This window comes from Paractinoplanes maris, from assembly GCF_023544465.1.
Taxonomy (GTDB): Bacteria; Actinomycetota; Actinomycetes; order Mycobacteriales; family Micromonosporaceae; genus Actinoplanes; species Actinoplanes maris.
On sequence record NZ_JALPVL010000014.1, the window covers coordinates 301547 to 316327 of the forward strand.

The following is a 14781-nucleotide window of genomic DNA, read 5'->3' on the forward strand; positions in this document are numbered from 1 at the left end:
AGCTCCGGTGTCAGAGATACAGAAACACGTACGCCCATACGGCGAAGGCGGCCATGCCGACTGCGAAGGCACCGACCAGCAGAGCGCCGCGCGACGAATCCTCCGGGCCGAACAACACCATGGCGCGGTGGAAAGCGTTGGTCAGCAGGATGTAGGCGGCGAAGGCAGTCGCGCCGGCGGTGACGAAGACCATCACGCCGGGCAGTGCCTGGTCGGCGGCCACGCTCGTCAGATCGACCGCCAGGCCGAAGAAGACGGCGAAAATCGCCAACGGGTTCCAGAACGCCATCCGCCCCGGGACCCGGTCACCCGCCGGGCCTCTCATCTCCACCACGATCGCGATGAGCAACGCCGCCTGCACCTGCGCGAACAAGCCGGCCGCTTCGGGAGACATGCCCGGAAGGGTACCGATGCCCTGCGAGAGGCCGGCTTGTCAGGAGCGGGCCGCCGCCGTGACGACCACGTTGTCGCGGTAGTGCCGGGTCTTCGGGTCGAACGGCCCACCGCAGGTGATCAACGTCAGGCGCGCCGCGCCTTCCCGGGCGAAGTACTTCTCCAGCGGGATGGCCGTCTTGCGGTAGCGCTCCCGGGCAACCACCTCGAACGTACGATCCTGACCGCCCGGACCGCTCAGCGTGACCGAGTCGCCGGCCTCGAGCGAGCCCAGCTTGAAGAATGCCCCGTCACCCTCGGCCGCGCTGTCCACATGCCCGGCGACGACGATCGAGCCGGCGCCGGCGGAGAAGCCCGGCCCGTACCGGTACCAGCCGACCTGGTCGACACTGGGCGGCACCGCGAAGTCACCGGTCTTCGCGTCGATGCCGACAGCGTCGACCGCCGCGTCGAGTTTCAGCGCGGGGATGCGCAGGCGGACTGGCGCGTCCACAGTGGTGTCGGTCGGCAGTGCACCGTCCTGGACCGGTACGCGCACCGCGGGAGCCGACGATCTGGACGAGGAAACCGCCGGAGCCGAGGAGGCCAGCGTGGTGACCCGCGGGGCACCGAAGTCGTCAGCCGGCTCCGACCGGCAGGCGGCGACCCCGGCGACAGTGGCCAGGGTGACGCCGAGCAGCACGAGGAGCAGGGCACGCCCCGGACGGGTCCGGGGCGTGCCGCGATGCGAGCTCATCGACGTCGGATCGCCAGCCGCGTGAGGCCGAACAGGGCCAGCAGGATGCCGGCCGCGGCGGCGCCGTACCAGGGCAGCGAGCCGTTGCCGTCGGCCCGGCCACCGTCACCACTGGGGACGCCGCCCGGCGCCGAGTGCAGGCCGTCGATCGTCTGCGACACGATGTCGAGGGTCTTGTCCTCGGCCGAACCGACCGCGTACACGATGGTCGCGGTGCCTTCCTTGAGGTCGAGGTCGGCCGGGCCGAGCACCCGGGTGTCGGAGCCGGCCAGCACGACATCGGCGGACACGGTGCCCGCGTCCACATCGGCCTTGCCCTCCTTGCCGTTGGTCACGCCCTCGAAGACCGGCTTGCCACCGGCCCGGATGTCCACGGCGGGCGCGGCGGCGGCGTGCCGCACGATCAGCCGGGCCTTGCCGGCCGCCAGCTTGCTGGTGTCGTTGACGAACGGGGTCAGCGCGGGCTTGCCGTCGGCGGTGAGATGCGCGACCAGGCTGATGTTGGCGTCGCCGGGCACCTCGGCGTTGTCGACCTTGAGCAGGGCGCTGCCGATGGCGTCACCGGGCTTGGTCAGCACGATGTCGTACTGCCCGGCGGGCAGGCTCAGCGGCCCGGCGACCTTACCGGGCTGGAAGTCCGGGATGGTCTTCTTCCCGTTGACGTAGACGTCGACCGCCTGACCGGGAATGCCGTGCACCACCGAAACCTGCGAGTTCGCCTTGGCGAAGGCGGCCGACGGACCGAGCGCCGCCGCACCGCCCAAGGCGATCAGAGTTACCGCGCCGAGTGAAGCCGCGCGGCGAAGGGACAGGATGCGCATCTGGTCTCCGAATGATCGTCGTGAGTGCGATACGCCCTGTCCTTCGTCACGACCTCACCGCCTGGATGCACACGAGGAGAAAAAGTTCACGCCCGGCGGCGGACTGCCAGCACGGCGACGTCGTCGGTCGGCTGGTCACTGCCCAGGTGCGCCATGACGGTCGTGCAGACATCGTCGGGCGGCTGGGGGCGCACGACCTCGACCAGCGCGGTGATGCCCACGTCGATGACTCGCTCGCGGCGCTCGACCAGGCCGTCGGTGTAGCAGAGCAGCACGGCCTGCGGCGGCAGCTCGATCAGCGTCGTCCGCCGGGCCCGGGTGCAGCCGGTGCCCAACGGGACGTCGACCGGCATGTCGACCAGCTCCGTCGCCCGCCCGGGGACCGCCAGCACGGGACGCAGGTGGCCCGCGGACGACAGCCGGACCGTTTGCCGGTCGGGCGAGATGACCGCGTACAACGCCGTGGTCATGTTGCCTGCCTCGAAGTGGCGCACCTTGCGGTCGAGCAGCGTCAGCGCCTCGGCCGGGTCATCGGTCAGCAACGTGTAGGCGCGCAGGGCGCTGCGGACCCGGCCCATCACCACCGCCGAGGCCAGACCGTGCCCGGAGACGTCGCCGATCACCAGTCCGAGCCAGCCGGACGGCAGGGTGAAGACGTCGTACCAGTCACCGCCGAGGCCGAACTCGTGCCCCGGGACGTAACGCGCGGCCAGCTCGAGACCGTCGACCGTGGGCAGCGTCGACGGAAGCAGGCTGCGCTGCAACGCCAGAGCCGCGCTCTGCTCGAGCTTGCGGGAGCGGATCTGCCCGGCCACGCCGGCCCGGTCGGCGGCCAGCTGCATCAGGCGTACGTCATCAGCACTGAATCGCCGGGGCCGGCAACTGCCGACGTGCAGCACGCCGACGACCTCACCGGCCGCGAAGATGGGCACCCCGAGCAGCGAGCGGATGCCCTGCTCGATCAGGACCGGGCTCACCACGTCGGCCGCGGTCACCTCGGAGAGCACGACCGGCTCACGGCCCTGCGCGACCTGCCCGGAGAAACCCCGCCCGACCGGCACCCGGATGCCCCGCCGGATCTCCTGCTCCAGCCCCTTGGCCGCGGTGGGGATCAGCTGGCGGGCGTGCGGATCGAGCAGCATGATCGCCGCGGTGTCGGCGTCGAGCAGATCACGGACGCGTTCCAGCAGCTCATCGAGCAGATCGACGACGTCGAGCCGGGACAGCGCGGCGTCGGTGACCGCTTCGAGACGGCGCAGCCGCTCGTCGTCACGCATCGCGCTGCCGAGACCCACACTGACACCATACTGACGGCGGCGCCCTGCTCGATCGGGCGACATCACATCGAGCCGTCGCGGCTACCGTTCCGGCGTGGCCGCCCGACGGATCTGGGCCGTCTGCTCGGTGACCGCGTCGATCTGGGCGGCCAGCTCCGGATGCCCCGGCAGGTGACGGTGGGTGTCGGCCAGCAAGCCGGGGAGCGCCGAGGCGTCCGGGTCGCCGAGGGCGTCGTGCAGCCGGCCGATGCTCTCGCCGGCCGCTTCACCCAGGTCGGTGAGCGCGGTGACCTGCCCGGCCAGCCGCCTCAGGTCGGCGGTGTTGTCGTTGGCCCACCGGACGACGGCGCGGTGCGCGGCCCGGCGATCACGTTCGGCCTGGACGAGGGCGTCGCGGGTGGCGTCGGGTTGCTCCGGGTCGGCGGAGGTGCTGCGCAGGTAACGACGCTCGGCGGCCTGCCGGCTGGCCACCCCGAGCGCCGGGGCCAGGCTCTGCCAGGAGACGCCGGCGGCCCGGGCGGCGGCGATCAGCACCGGCTCGACGGCGGCCAGCTCGGATTGGGCCCAGCGCAGTAGAACCAGGGAGTCCAGCAGGTCGCCGGCGGTCTGCGCCTCCACCGTCTGGGCCGTGGCGACGAGGGCAGCCGTGACGGCGACGAGATCGCCGCGATCCGCGTGGGTGGTATCCGTCATCTTTCCCCGTCGCTTTCGCCTGTCGTCATCTCGGCGATGACAATCCACTTGTCATCGCGGCGATGACATGTTAGAAAGACCGTATCGCGCATTGACGACCCAGTCGACACCGCGGGAGGTGAAACCCATGTTGATGCGCAGCGAACCCTTCACCGAGGTCAACCGACTCGCCCAGCAGCTGTTCGGGGCCACGCCGACCGGCACCTGGACTCGTCCGACGACGATGCCGGTCGATGCCATCCGCAACGGCGACGAGTTCGTGATCGCGTTCGACCTGCCCGGCGTGAGCGCCGACAGCATCGACGTCGACGTCGAACGCAACGTGCTGACCGTGCGCGCCGAGCGCCGCCCCATCGACCTGGGCGATCAGGCCGTCACGCAGCTGACCGAGCGACCGCTCGGCGCGTTCTCCCGGCAGCTGTTCCTCGGCGACGCCCTGGACACCGAGCGCATCGACGCCGCGTACGAGAACGGGGTCCTGGTCCTGCGGATCCCGATCGCCGAGAAGGCCAAGCCCCGCAAGGTCGCCGTGACGGCGGGCCGGACCGGTGAGCAGAAGGTGATCACGAGCTGACCCGGCGGTCCGCCGGCTCGGCCCTCATCCGTTCGACAAGGCGGGTGGTGAAACATGTTCGACAATTTGGTGGTGCGGGCCCGGACCGCGTTGTCCCCGGAGTGGGATCGCGGTTTCGACGAGGCGTTCGCGGAGCTCGTCAGCAGCGACCCCGACCTGGTTCAGGCGGAGTTCGACGAGCTGATCGCCGCCTCGTGGCCGGACTCGTCCGGTCCCGCGCCGCCGCCCGCGCCCAGTTCCGATTCCGCGTCACTGCCCGGCGGCGCGGCGGCCCCTGCGGCCGTCACACCGCCGGACGAGCCGACGGCCGATCCGCTCACCGACCGTCAACGTCCACCGCCGTGACATCACCACCGGGCTCGCCTGCCGGTTCGGCCGGCGAGCCCGCGCGGGCCGGAAGCATCAGCGCGATGCGCCCGGTGACCGTTGAACGGCGGCGACCATGGTCGCGGCGACCTCGCGGAGCTTGCGGTTGCTGTTCTGGGAGATCTGGGTGAGCACGGCGAAGGCGTCGTCCGGACCGCATCGCTGTTCGGCCATGATGATGCCCTTGGCCTGCTCGATGACGGCCCGGCTGTCCATCGCCTGCTGCAGCTGCCGGGCGAGGTCCGCGGTGTGGTGATAGGCGTAGGCGTTGGCCAGGGCGACCGACGCGTACCCGGCGAACGACTGCGCCAGGGCGATGGATCGGTCGTCGAACGCGGCCGGCCGCCGGCCGTAGATGTTGAGGGCTCCGCTGATGTCGTCCAGCAGGGGCAGGCCGACCGACAGCACGCTGCCGGCTCCCGCGGCGGCCGCCCGCGGGGCCCAGCCGGCCCAGCGGGTGTCGCCGGCGGTGTCGGGCACGGAGATGGTCCGATGTTCGGCGGCTGCCTGCAGGCACGGTCCACGATGGTGTTCGTACTGTCGTTCGTCCAGCACCCGCGCGAGATCTCCGGTGCAGGCGGCGGTGTAGGGGCCGTCCGGCCGGACCAGGGTGATGGACACGTCGGCGGCGCCGGGCAGCGCCTGTCGCGCGACAGCGGCGACCTGGCTCAGGACATCGTCGAGGCTGGTCTCGCTGAGCTTGACGCGGCCGAGTCGGGCGAAGACAGCAAGCGGGTCGGTCGGGGCGTGCGTCATGAATCTCGGGCGATCCTTGCAACGGGCACGGTGCCATGGCGATGGCCGTGCGAGTCGGCGGGACAGAGTTGCCGGAAGCCGTCGAGCTTCCTGGCCCGCGCCGCTGCTTGACGCTGGTGGCGGCCCACAGGAGCCGCCGTGATGACGATAATACGTGTCGGCTCGGCGCCGTTCGGCGCCCTGTCCGGCTGCGTGATCCTGGCCGACGTGCGCTTTCCGGTACGGGTCGGCCCTCAGTACCGGGCGATGACGTGGTCCGGGTCGGCTACCGCCAGGACATGCTCAGTCATCCCGCCGGCACCCCGCAGAACGAAGAGCTGCCCGGCCTCGGTCGCACGCCGATGCGTGGCCAGCAGCAGATTGGCGGCGGCGGCACCGAAGAAGGTGACCCCGCTCAGATCGCAACAGACGGCCGGGCGGCCGTTGACGGCCTGCGCCAGGACGTGTCGCAACAAAGGCTCGGTGTCCACGTCGATATCGCCCTCGGCGGCGATGACCGTCATCCGACCGATCGGCTCGGCGGCGGACGGACCGTGCTCGGTCCAGCTGCGGACCGCGAGCACCGGGGCGCCGCTGTCATTGACGACAGTCACTGTCACGCCGTCACGAATCGGTCGTCCGTCGAGCTCGATACGCCCGAGTTCAAAGGTCTGACGAATAGTCACAAGTCCGCCTCTGCCGTCGCCACATGAACGGGCACTTGGCTTGACCCACTGATGAGAGTAATCGCCGGTTGCCTCGGCCGCCAGCCGACACCACATCGCATCGCGTCCCATCACACGGCTGAGCACAATGGCGCCCGCCATCGGTCCACCCGCGGGCACTACACTGGGATTCTGTGGTCGGTCCATCTGTCGGGCCGACGAGCCCGGCGTCAAGAAGTGGCGCAGGTCCCGGCTCCCCCGCCGTGGTGGAGAAGCCTGCAGTGACCTGCGCACCAGCTCGTCTCTGATCGACGCTGTTGTGCCCTTTTCCAGGGATGTCCCGCCGTGGCAGATCAACAGCCCCTCGACCCCACGTACGCTTTCGCCGAGCTCGGCCGGATCAAACTCGCCGACACCGACCTCGAAGGTGTGCTGCAGCAGGTCGCCACCCTGGCCAAGCGGACGATCGCCGGCGTCGACGAGGCATCGGTGACGCTGCTCCGCCGCAAGAAGGCGCACACCGCGGCGTTCACCGGCGATCTGGCCCGCGACATGGACGAACGACAATACGAGGAAGGCGGCGGCCCGTGCTTGGACGCGGCCGCCGCCGCCGCCGTCCAGTCGGTGCCCGACCTGACTCGGGAGCAACGCTGGCCGCATTACGTGCCGGCCGCACTGAAGGCCGGAGTGCGCAGCTCGCTGTCGGTCGGCCTGCCCGTCCACGAGAGTGTGAGCGGCGCACTGAATCTGTACTCCACCGAACCCGACGCGTTCGACGAGGACGCGGTCGTGCTGGCTCAGACCTTCTCCGGCTACGCCGCGGTCGCGCTGGCCAACGCACACCTGTACGACGCGACGGCCACCCTGGCCCAGCACATGCAGGCGGCGATGGAGCATCGTGCGGTGATCGAGCAGGCCAAGGGCATCATCATGGCCGAGATGCACTGCAGCGCCGATGAGGCGTTCGCCTCGCTCAGCAAGATGTCGCAGAACTCCAATCGCAAGCTCCACGACGTCGCCACGGCCCTGGTCCGCAAGGCCCAGCGCCCGCCCAGCTGATCAGTCGGCTACGACCAGTGCCTGCGGGGCGGCCTGTTTCATCCGGCTGCGCAGCCAGGCGAGCTGGATCGCCGTCTCGCCCTCGCAACGGGTCACGACGTCGAGCAGGTCGCGGTCGCGGGCGCCCTGGGCGGCTTGGCCGACGACCGTCCAGCAGATGTCGCACTCGGCGGTCATGAGATAGAGGTCCTGCAGGTCGCGCAGCAGGCCGATGCCGCCGGTGCGGGTGCCCCGGAACAGCTCGGAGTGCAGCCGCTCGGGTTCCTCGGGGGCTTTCTCGGCGTAGCGCCGCGCGAAGGGCTCCAGCCGCGCGGCGTGGTCATCGCAACGCTTCGCCTGTTGCCGGCAGAGGTGGTCGATGTCCGGCTCCGCGCCGTGCGCGTCGGCCACCTGCCGGAACGCGTCGGCCCGGGCGAGCTGGGCCCGGTGCAGCAGTCCGAGGTAGTGGGCGAGATGCATGGTCAGTCGTCCGATCCCGCGAGCTTGGCGATCCGGACCGCGGCCACCTTGAAGAGGGGCTGCTTGGACACCGGGTCCCAGGCGGTCACGGTCATCTCGTTGGCGGCGCGGGGCCGGCGCCGCGCCGGGTCGACGTCGAAGTAGCCGTAGTGGAAGGGCACGAACACCACGCCGGGACGGATGCCGCCGAGCCGGGCCCGCGCTTCGACAGCGCCTCGCGGTGAGGCTATGCCGACCAGGTCACCCTCGGCGATGCCGTGCCGGGCGGCGTCCTGCGGGTGCAGTTCCACCCACACGTCCGGAGCCGCCGCGTTCAGCTCCGGGGCGCGGCCGGTCTTGGTGCGGGTGTGGAACTGATAGACCGTACGGCCGGTGGTCAGCAGCAGCGGGTACTCCTCGGACGGCACCTCGGGCGAGGGCTGGTAGTCGGCGGCGGGCAGGAAGGCCCGCCCGGCCGGCTGCTTGGCCCGGTACTGCTCGGCGGTGAACTCGGCGCCGGTGCTCAGGTCCTGGCCGTAGGTCTCGCAGTAGCCGGGGTCGGTGTTGAACACGCCGTCGGTGTACAGCCGCTCACCACCCCACTGGATGCCGCTGCCGCCGCGCAGGCGCTCGTAGGTGATCGCGGTGTAGTCGCAGGGCCGGCCGGCCGAGCAGCGCTGCCAGGCCGCGTACGCCTGCTCGGGGGTGGTCCAGTCGATCAGCGGGGCGCCGTCGCGGTTGCGGAAGTCCATCCGCCGGGCGTAGTCGAGGAAGATGTCCAGATCGGCCCGGGCCTCGCCGGGCGGGTCGACCGCCTTCTCGCTCAGATGCACGGTCCGGTCCACATTGGTGAAGGTGCCGGCCGACCATGTGCGCGGCGAGGTACTTCTCGTCGTACCAGCCTCGCTTGATCATCTCGTGGAGCAGGCCGTTGAGCAGGGCCTGATTGGTGCCGGCGCGCACCGCCAGGTGCACGTCGGCCTCCCGGGCGACCGGGGTCGAGCGGGGGTCGACGGCCAGCATCGCCGGCGGGTCGGTCCCGCGGCGCCGGTCCAGCATCCTCATCCACAGCACGGTCTGGGTCGCCGCGACGTTGTGTCCCCACAGCGCGATCGCGTCGCAGTGGTCCACATCGGTGTAGGAGCCGGGTTGCCCGTCGGTGCCGAAGCTCGCCTTGAGCGCGGCCGCCGCGGTGGCCGTGCACAACCGGGTGTTGCCGTCCATGTGCGGGGTGCCGATCCCGGCCTTACCGAGCACACCGAGCGTGTAGTACTCCTCCAGGAACAGCTGACCGGTGGCGTAGAAGCCGAAGTGGCCCCAGCCGCCCGGACCCCGCAGCAGTTCCCGGGAGCGCGCGACCGTCGGCGAGGTGCAGGTCGACCCGGGCCGGCCAGGTCTCCCCCGGCCCGTACGGTGTCCGCTCGCCCCACGGGTCGGCGATCCGGTCACCCATGGTCCGCTCCGGCCCGCGCCGCGGGGATCATGCTTGTCCCCGGTGCTGAACGCTGTCCACCAGGGCGGCGGCGACGTCGCGCAGCTTGCGGTTGGTGTCCTGCGACAGCTTGGTCAGGATCTTGAAGGCCTCCTCCGCACTGCAGTGCCGCCCACCCATCAGGATGCCCTTGGCCTGCTCGATCACGGCACGGCTCTGCATGGCCGCCTGCATCTGCTGGGCCAGGGTGGCCTTCGCGTCGTACAGATGCGCGTTCCCCAGCGTGACGGCGGCATAGCCGGAGAACACCTCCGCCAGCTCGACCGCCGTGTTGTCGAAGGCCGCGGCCCGGGTGGCGTAGACGTTCAGCGCACCGGTGACATCCGCGTGCACCGGCAGACCGACCGACAGCGAGCTGTGCACCCCCGCGTCCAACGCGCGCCGGGCGAAATCCGGCCAGCGTGACTCCCGGGCCATGTCGGGCAGCGACAACGTTCCGGCGCCGGCCGAGGCCTCCAGGCACGGTCCGTGCCCCAGCCGGTACTGCGTCTCGTCCAGGGCCAGGGCGACGTCACCGGTGAACGCCGCGGTCTGCGCCCGCTCGCCCTGGACAAGCGTCACGGTCACCTCGGCGGCCCCGGGAACCGTACGCTTGGCCAGGTCCGCGATCTTGCGGAGGACGCCCTGGAGGTCGATCTCACTGAGCTTGATCCGGCCGAGCTCGGCAAAGGCGTCGGCCGGGTCGACCGGCTTGTCATCGGTCATGGCAGTCCCTCCGCTGGTGGATCCGGCTGGTCCGGAACGGTCACGTCGGCTCGGTCAGCAGGTCGGTCGCCACGTGACTCAAGGTGGTGCCGGCGTCGGCGGCACACCCCCGCAGGGTCCGGTAGCCCTGCTCGGCCGTGCAGCTGACCCGGCCGATGAGCAGACCGATCGCGCGCTGGATGATCGCGCGGACGGCGTGGGCCTCGGCCAGCCCGGCGAGCAGGTCCCGGCTCCCGTCGTCCAGCGTGGCCGACCGGATCGCGGCCTGCTCGCCGTCGCCGGGGCCGATGTCGAAGACGGTCAGCACCGCCTCGCTGAGCGGCGTCATCGTGACGTGGTCGCGTCCGTACAGATTGAGCGCGGCGATCGTCGTGCCGCTTCCGGCGAACAACGGGATGGACAGCGACGCCCGCAAGCCCAGGCGCCACGCCTCGTCCCGGAATCCGGGCCACCGGATGGCAGTGCTCATGTCCGGCACGGCGACCGGCGCGCCCGTGGCGACACTGTCGAGGCACGGTCCCGAGGCGCTGTCGTACTGGGCCCGATCGACCGCCCTGGCCAGCTGGCTGCTGGCGGCCACCGTCGTATAGCCGCCGTCGCGCAGCACCGTGACGGACGCGTAGTCGGCGGCTGCGACCAGGTCGGCGGTCAGCAGCGCGGCGGTGATCAGTTGCGCGTCCACGCCGGGCGCGTCGTCGGCGGTATCGGCGAGATCGGCCAGGCAGCGGGCCAGTGCACCGCGTTGGTGAGGTGCCGGTGTGCTGGATCGGTGCTCAGTCATGACGATGGTTGTCCTCCGTGGGCTCGGCGCGTCGTACCCACGTCCACCCGTTCTATGCCGGGCGTGATCACCCATCCTGGGATTCACCCGCGGCCGCCCGCCGTCCTTCCGAAGTGTGATGTCTACCGGCCGTGATCATGGGTATCCTCGTACGGACCTTCAGCAGCGAGGGCTTGTCCCGGCATTCGAGCTGAAGGTGACCTGTGCTCAACGAAAAGATGCCCGGCACGGCCAGACGTGCCACTGGTCTGGTGATCGAAGCCGACCGCAGCGGTGATCCCGTGACGCGGCGCCTCATCATCGCCGGCGAGCTCGACGCGGCCGGCGGCACGGACCTCCACCACAGCGTGCTGGATCAGTTACGCCGGCACCAGCCCCGCCTGATCGAGATCGACGCGCGGGGCCTCATCTCGCTGGACGCCGCCGGGGTCGCGGCTCTGCTGCTGTGCCGCGGCGACGCCCGGCAGATGGAGTGTCAGCTGACCGTCGTCAATCCCCATCACCGGACACGCCAGGCTTTCCTGGAGGCCGGGCTGACGCATCGCTCCATCAACGAACGGGCCGGCTTCTACTGATCACCGTTGCCGCGGGCCAGTGCCGACCAGACCACTTTGCCGTCGGGCAGAGGCGTCGAGCCCCACGCCGCGGAGACAGCGTCGACCAGAAGGAGGCCGCGGCCGCCACCACCGGCCGTTCCGGCCGACCGGGACACAGCCGGAAGAGCCGAGCCGTCGAAGACCGCGATGCGCACATGGCAGGGCCGCAGCCGGACCTGCATCGTCATCATCGTCTGGGCGTGCATCGCCGCATTGCTGACCAGCTCGCTGACCACCAGCGTCGCCGAGCCGATCAGATCGGGCTCGTCCCACCGCAAGCACGCCTCGGTGACCACCCGGCGAGCGTGCCGCGCGGCCCGCGAGATCGGAAGCAGGTCCTCGGACACCGCGGGCACGCTCGCCAGCGCGACCGACCGCCCCGAAGCCACGCTGTCGAAGACCAGCCTCGGGTCCAGCACGTCCGCGCTGAGCAGCCGCATCACCTCGCCGGTGGGGGCGCAGACCACAACCAGAACGTCGGGCCACCGCAGGGCCTCGTCCACGATCCGGCCGAACACCAGAACCGCACTCTCGTCGGCCACCGTCAACGCGGTCAGATCGATCATCACCTCGGCCCGGTGCTGCCGCAGGAATCCGATCGCCGCGTCGTGCAGCGGCTCGCCGGACGCCACGGTCAACGTCCCGGCCACGGTCAGGGTCGGTAGCTCGTCCCGAATCTCCTGATGCCACGTCAACGCCTGAGGACCAGGCATGCAACTCTCCTCCGCAATACACCTGTGCGGAGTCACAAGCTGATGTGAGTTGACGCCTCAGCCGGAGCCAGACATCTCCGAAGTAGGAACAAATGCCCACGACGCTCTCGGACAAACCTCAGGCGGCGTTGCCGTTCGCACGTCCACGACACGGCGCATGCCTGCCACGGGTTCAGACCCGGATGTCCCGTCGGCCGTAGCCGAGCAGGGCGAGCACGGTCGATCCGATCGCCAGGCCGGTCGTGACCGCCGTCGCGGGCCAGTTGACACCCGTGAGTGGCACGGGCGCCAGGTGCGCGAACGGGGACAGGCCACGAACCCAGCCGGGCGCGCCGACGCTGTCGGCGAGCACCAGCAGCAGGAAGCCGCCGGTGGCGGGCAGTGACCCGGCGACCCCGGTCGTGCGGGGCGCCCAGCCGACCGCCAAGGCGGCTGCGGCGAGGGTCAGCAGGACGACGGGCAGGACGTTCCACGCTCCTCGCAGAGCGGCGAGCAGAGCGAGGTCACCACCCGAGATGGCCACGCCGAGCCAGGTGGTCAGGCCGGCGACGCTGACCAGCAGCACCGCACCGGCCGTGGTGGCGAGCAGTTCGGCGCCGAGCAGGCGCGGCCGGCTGATCGGTTGCGCGCTCAGCAGGGTCAACCGGCCGTCGGTCTCGGCCGCGACGAAGGCGCCCAGGCGCATCGCGGTGAACCCGCCGACCGGCAGGGCGAGGATGGCGAACAGGGTCGCGGTGAATCCCTCGACGGCACCGAGCGAGAAGCCGGCCCGGGCGGCCTCGTCCGCCAGGCGCGGGTTGCCGGTCAGGAATTCGGTGATGGACACCGCGGTCAGCCCGATCAACAGGTAGTACGCGCCGATCCCGAGCGCCCAGCCGGTCAACGGCCGCACCATCCGGCGTACGGCGAACGCCTCCACGCCGCTGAGCAGGCGAAGCCGCGGTCGCCGGCCGGACCGCTCCGCGAACAAGCCGCCCCGCAGGTCGCGGCGGCCGGCGAGGACGAGTGCGGCGCCGGCCACCACGATCGTCGCGGCGAGCAGGACGAGGACGGGCAGGATCCAATTCCGGTGGTACGGGGCGCTGAGCGCGAGCAGGCCGAACGGCGACGTCCAGCGCAGCCAGGCCAGATCGGCGAGACCGTCGCCGATCATGCGGGTCAGCAGGCCCGCCGCAAGGACCGCCACCGCGGTCCCGGTCGCCGAAGCTCGTGCCGGGAACACTTGCGCGGTGAGGCCGCCGACCGCGACGAAGAACAGCCCGAGTACGCCGATGCCGGCCCCGTAGGTCAACGCCCCCGCCGTCCGGGTGCCGGCAAGCAGCAGTACGGCGGTGACCGCGCCGCCGGCGACGACCGGGACGAGCATGACGGCAGCGAGATGGCGTGCGACGGTGCCCCTGAGCGTCAACTGTCCGGCCAGGAGCAGATCCCAGCGACGGGCGTCCTCCGCGCCGCGAGTGATCCGGGTCGTGGCGAGGATGCTCCACACGCCGAGCAGGACCGCCAGTGCGGTCCCGACCCGCCACACCGTGAACCCGCCCGCGTTGTCGAGGCCGATCGGCTCACCGAACAGGGTCCGGATCGCCGGGTTGCCGGCCAGCGCCCGCAGACCGCCGGCCGCGGCCGGGTCGGCCATGACCCCGGCATAGGTGGCGGCGACCAGCGCCGGCAGGCCGGCGGTGAGCAGAACGACGATCAAGCCACCGCGGCGCACCTGCCGTATCGCCGATCCGGTCACCGCCCGACCGGGCGCGGCCGGGGCGAGGGCAGCACTGCCGGTGCTCATCGGACGTCCGCGGCGCCGTAGTAGTCGAGGAAGATCTCCTCGAGGCTCGGCTCGCGCACGACCAGCGCCGTGATGTCGGCTGCGGCCAGCGCTTGGAGGACCGGTGCCGGCGAGCCGGTCAGCGTGAACCGCACATGTCCCTCCCCCGCAGACTCCACCGCGCCGACGCCGCTGACCTCAGCCAGCGCCGGTGGCGAACCCGTGTAGGTGAGGGTCACCTCGGAGCGATGCAGGTCGCGCAGTTCCGGGAGGGAGGCGACCTGGACCAACCGGCCGGCGCGCAGGATCGCCACCCGGTCGCAGACCGCCTCGACCTCGGCCAGCTGGTGAGAGCTGAGGAAGACCGCCTGGCCGCGTGCGCGGGCGGTCGCGACGGCTGTGCGGAATTCCCGCTCCATCAGCGGGTCGAGGCCGCTGGTCGGCTCGTCGAGCACCAGCAACGGGGCGCGGGTGGCGAACGCCGCGATCAGCGCGACCTTCTGCCGATTGCCGGTCGAATACGTACCGGCCGGCTTCGACGGGTCCAGCTCGAACCGCTGCACCAGTTCGTCGCGGTAGGCCAGGTCGACGCCCGAGCCGGTGCGCGCTTGCAGGTGCAGGATCTCGGCACCGGTCAGGTGCGGCCACAACGCGACGTCGGCCGGCACATGGGCGAGAAGCCGGTGTGCCCGGGCGACGTCCGCGGCGTCGATGCCGAACACCCAGGCCCGCCCGGCGGTGGGCCGGGCGAGGCCCAGCAGCAGACGGATGGTGGTGGACTTGCCGGCACCGTTCGGTCCGAGAAACCCGAACACCTCGCCGGCCGTCACCTCGAGCGTCAGATCGTCGAGTGCCGTCAGGCGCCCGTAGCGTTTGGTGAGGTGGTCGGCGCGCAGGGCGGAATCACCCATCGGAAGGCCCTTCAGTCGTGCGGACGTGACCGCCGACCAGGCTTCCCGGCACACCTGCGCC

At 71.1% G+C, this 14781-nt stretch carries 18 protein-coding genes and 1 pseudogene; 4 read left to right on the forward strand and 15 right to left on the reverse strand.

All coding sequences use genetic code 11. From position 1 onward, the window contains the following. Positions 1–10 precede the first annotated feature (10 nt). The 5 genes from NAG42_RS36200 to NAG42_RS36220 form a co-directional block, all read right to left on the reverse strand. Positions 11–394 carry a hypothetical protein gene (locus NAG42_RS36200; RefSeq protein ID WP_250036645.1) on the reverse strand — a complete coding sequence of 128 codons (384 nt, stop codon included), beginning with the start codon at positions 392–394 and terminating at the stop codon, positions 11–13. Between the two features lie 39 nt (positions 395–433). Continuing rightward, a complete protein-coding gene (locus tag NAG42_RS36205; RefSeq protein WP_250036646.1) occupies positions 434–1129 on the reverse strand; it encodes a class F sortase in 696 nt (231 codons plus the stop codon). After that, on the reverse strand, positions 1126–1950 hold the full coding sequence (locus tag NAG42_RS36210) for a DUF4397 domain-containing protein (protein ID WP_250036648.1): 825 nt from the start codon (positions 1948–1950) through the stop codon (positions 1126–1128). The genes NAG42_RS36205 and NAG42_RS36210 overlap by 4 nt, the downstream gene beginning before the upstream one ends. Before the next feature lie 86 nt (positions 1951–2036). Continuing rightward, positions 2037–3245: a PP2C family protein-serine/threonine phosphatase gene (locus NAG42_RS36215; protein WP_250036650.1), complete on the reverse strand. Its 1209-nt coding sequence runs from the start codon at positions 3243–3245 to the stop codon at positions 2037–2039. A 63-nt stretch (positions 3246–3308) separates the two neighbouring features. Next, positions 3309–3920, reverse strand: a complete 612-nt coding sequence (locus NAG42_RS36220) for a hypothetical protein (protein ID WP_250036652.1) — start codon at positions 3918–3920, stop codon at positions 3309–3311. Positions 3921–4047: 127 nt separating this feature from the next. On the opposite strand from NAG42_RS36220, the gene NAG42_RS36225 reads away from it, so the two are divergent. Beyond that, positions 4048–4494, forward strand: coding sequence for an Hsp20/alpha crystallin family protein (locus NAG42_RS36225; protein WP_250036654.1), 447 nt, complete (start codon positions 4048–4050; stop codon positions 4492–4494). A gap of 54 nt (positions 4495–4548) precedes the next feature. Further along, positions 4549–4839: a hypothetical protein gene (locus NAG42_RS36230; RefSeq protein ID WP_250036656.1), complete on the forward strand. Its 291-nt coding sequence runs from the start codon at positions 4549–4551 to the stop codon at positions 4837–4839. A gap of 57 nt (positions 4840–4896) precedes the next feature. On the opposite strand, the gene NAG42_RS36235 is transcribed toward NAG42_RS36230, so the two are convergent. Then, complete coding sequence (locus tag NAG42_RS36235) at positions 4897–5616, reverse strand: GAF and ANTAR domain-containing protein (protein WP_250036658.1); 720 nt, start codon at positions 5614–5616, stop codon at positions 4897–4899. A gap of 233 nt (positions 5617–5849) precedes the next feature. Continuing rightward, on the reverse strand, positions 5850–6422 hold the full coding sequence (locus tag NAG42_RS36240) for an STAS domain-containing protein (RefSeq protein WP_250036659.1): 573 nt from the start codon (positions 6420–6422) through the stop codon (positions 5850–5852). Positions 6423–6605: 183 nt separating this feature from the next. On the opposite strand from NAG42_RS36240, the gene NAG42_RS36245 reads away from it, so the two are divergent. After that, positions 6606–7319, forward strand: coding sequence for an ANTAR domain-containing protein (locus NAG42_RS36245; protein ID WP_250036661.1), 714 nt, complete (start codon positions 6606–6608; stop codon positions 7317–7319). On the opposite strand, the gene NAG42_RS36250 is transcribed toward NAG42_RS36245, so the two are convergent. The 5 genes and pseudogenes from NAG42_RS36250 to NAG42_RS36270 form a co-directional block, all read right to left on the reverse strand. Beyond that, positions 7320–7778, reverse strand: a complete 459-nt coding sequence (locus NAG42_RS36250; RefSeq protein WP_250036663.1) for a hypothetical protein — start codon at positions 7776–7778, stop codon at positions 7320–7322. 2 nt (positions 7779–7780) lie between these two features. Next, positions 7781–8602 (reverse strand): molybdopterin oxidoreductase family protein, encoded by an 822-nt coding sequence (locus NAG42_RS36255; protein WP_250036664.1) that lies wholly within the window; start codon positions 8600–8602, stop codon positions 7781–7783. 94 nt (positions 8603–8696) lie between these two features. Next, positions 8697–9206, reverse strand: a pseudogene (locus NAG42_RS45205) (molybdopterin-dependent oxidoreductase); the annotation flags it as partial. Between the two features lie 31 nt (positions 9207–9237). Then, positions 9238–9954: an ANTAR domain-containing protein gene (locus NAG42_RS36265; RefSeq protein ID WP_250036666.1), complete on the reverse strand. Its 717-nt coding sequence runs from the start codon at positions 9952–9954 to the stop codon at positions 9238–9240. Positions 9955–9994: 40 nt separating this feature from the next. Further along, entirely contained in the window at positions 9995–10735 is a 741-nt protein-coding gene (locus NAG42_RS36270) for a GAF and ANTAR domain-containing protein (RefSeq protein ID WP_250036668.1), read from the reverse strand. Positions 10736–11016: 281 nt separating this feature from the next. Between NAG42_RS36270 and NAG42_RS36275 the strand changes: the two genes are divergently transcribed. Further along, positions 11017–11310, forward strand: coding sequence for an STAS domain-containing protein (locus NAG42_RS36275; protein WP_250036670.1), 294 nt, complete (start codon positions 11017–11019; stop codon positions 11308–11310). On the opposite strand, the gene NAG42_RS36280 is transcribed toward NAG42_RS36275, so the two are convergent. From NAG42_RS36280 to NAG42_RS36290, 3 genes are all read right to left on the reverse strand, one after another. Beyond that, a complete protein-coding gene (locus NAG42_RS36280) occupies positions 11304–12044 on the reverse strand; it encodes an STAS domain-containing protein (RefSeq protein WP_250036672.1) in 741 nt (246 codons plus the stop codon). The genes NAG42_RS36275 and NAG42_RS36280 overlap by 7 nt on opposite strands. A 172-nt stretch (positions 12045–12216) precedes the next feature. Beyond that, positions 12217–13830 (reverse strand): ABC transporter permease, encoded by a 1614-nt coding sequence (locus NAG42_RS36285; protein WP_250036674.1) that lies wholly within the window; start codon positions 13828–13830, stop codon positions 12217–12219. Next, on the reverse strand, positions 13827–14720 hold the full coding sequence (locus tag NAG42_RS36290) for an ABC transporter ATP-binding protein (protein ID WP_250036675.1): 894 nt from the start codon (positions 14718–14720) through the stop codon (positions 13827–13829). The genes NAG42_RS36285 and NAG42_RS36290 overlap by 4 nt, the downstream gene beginning before the upstream one ends. Positions 14721–14781 lie beyond the last annotated feature (61 nt).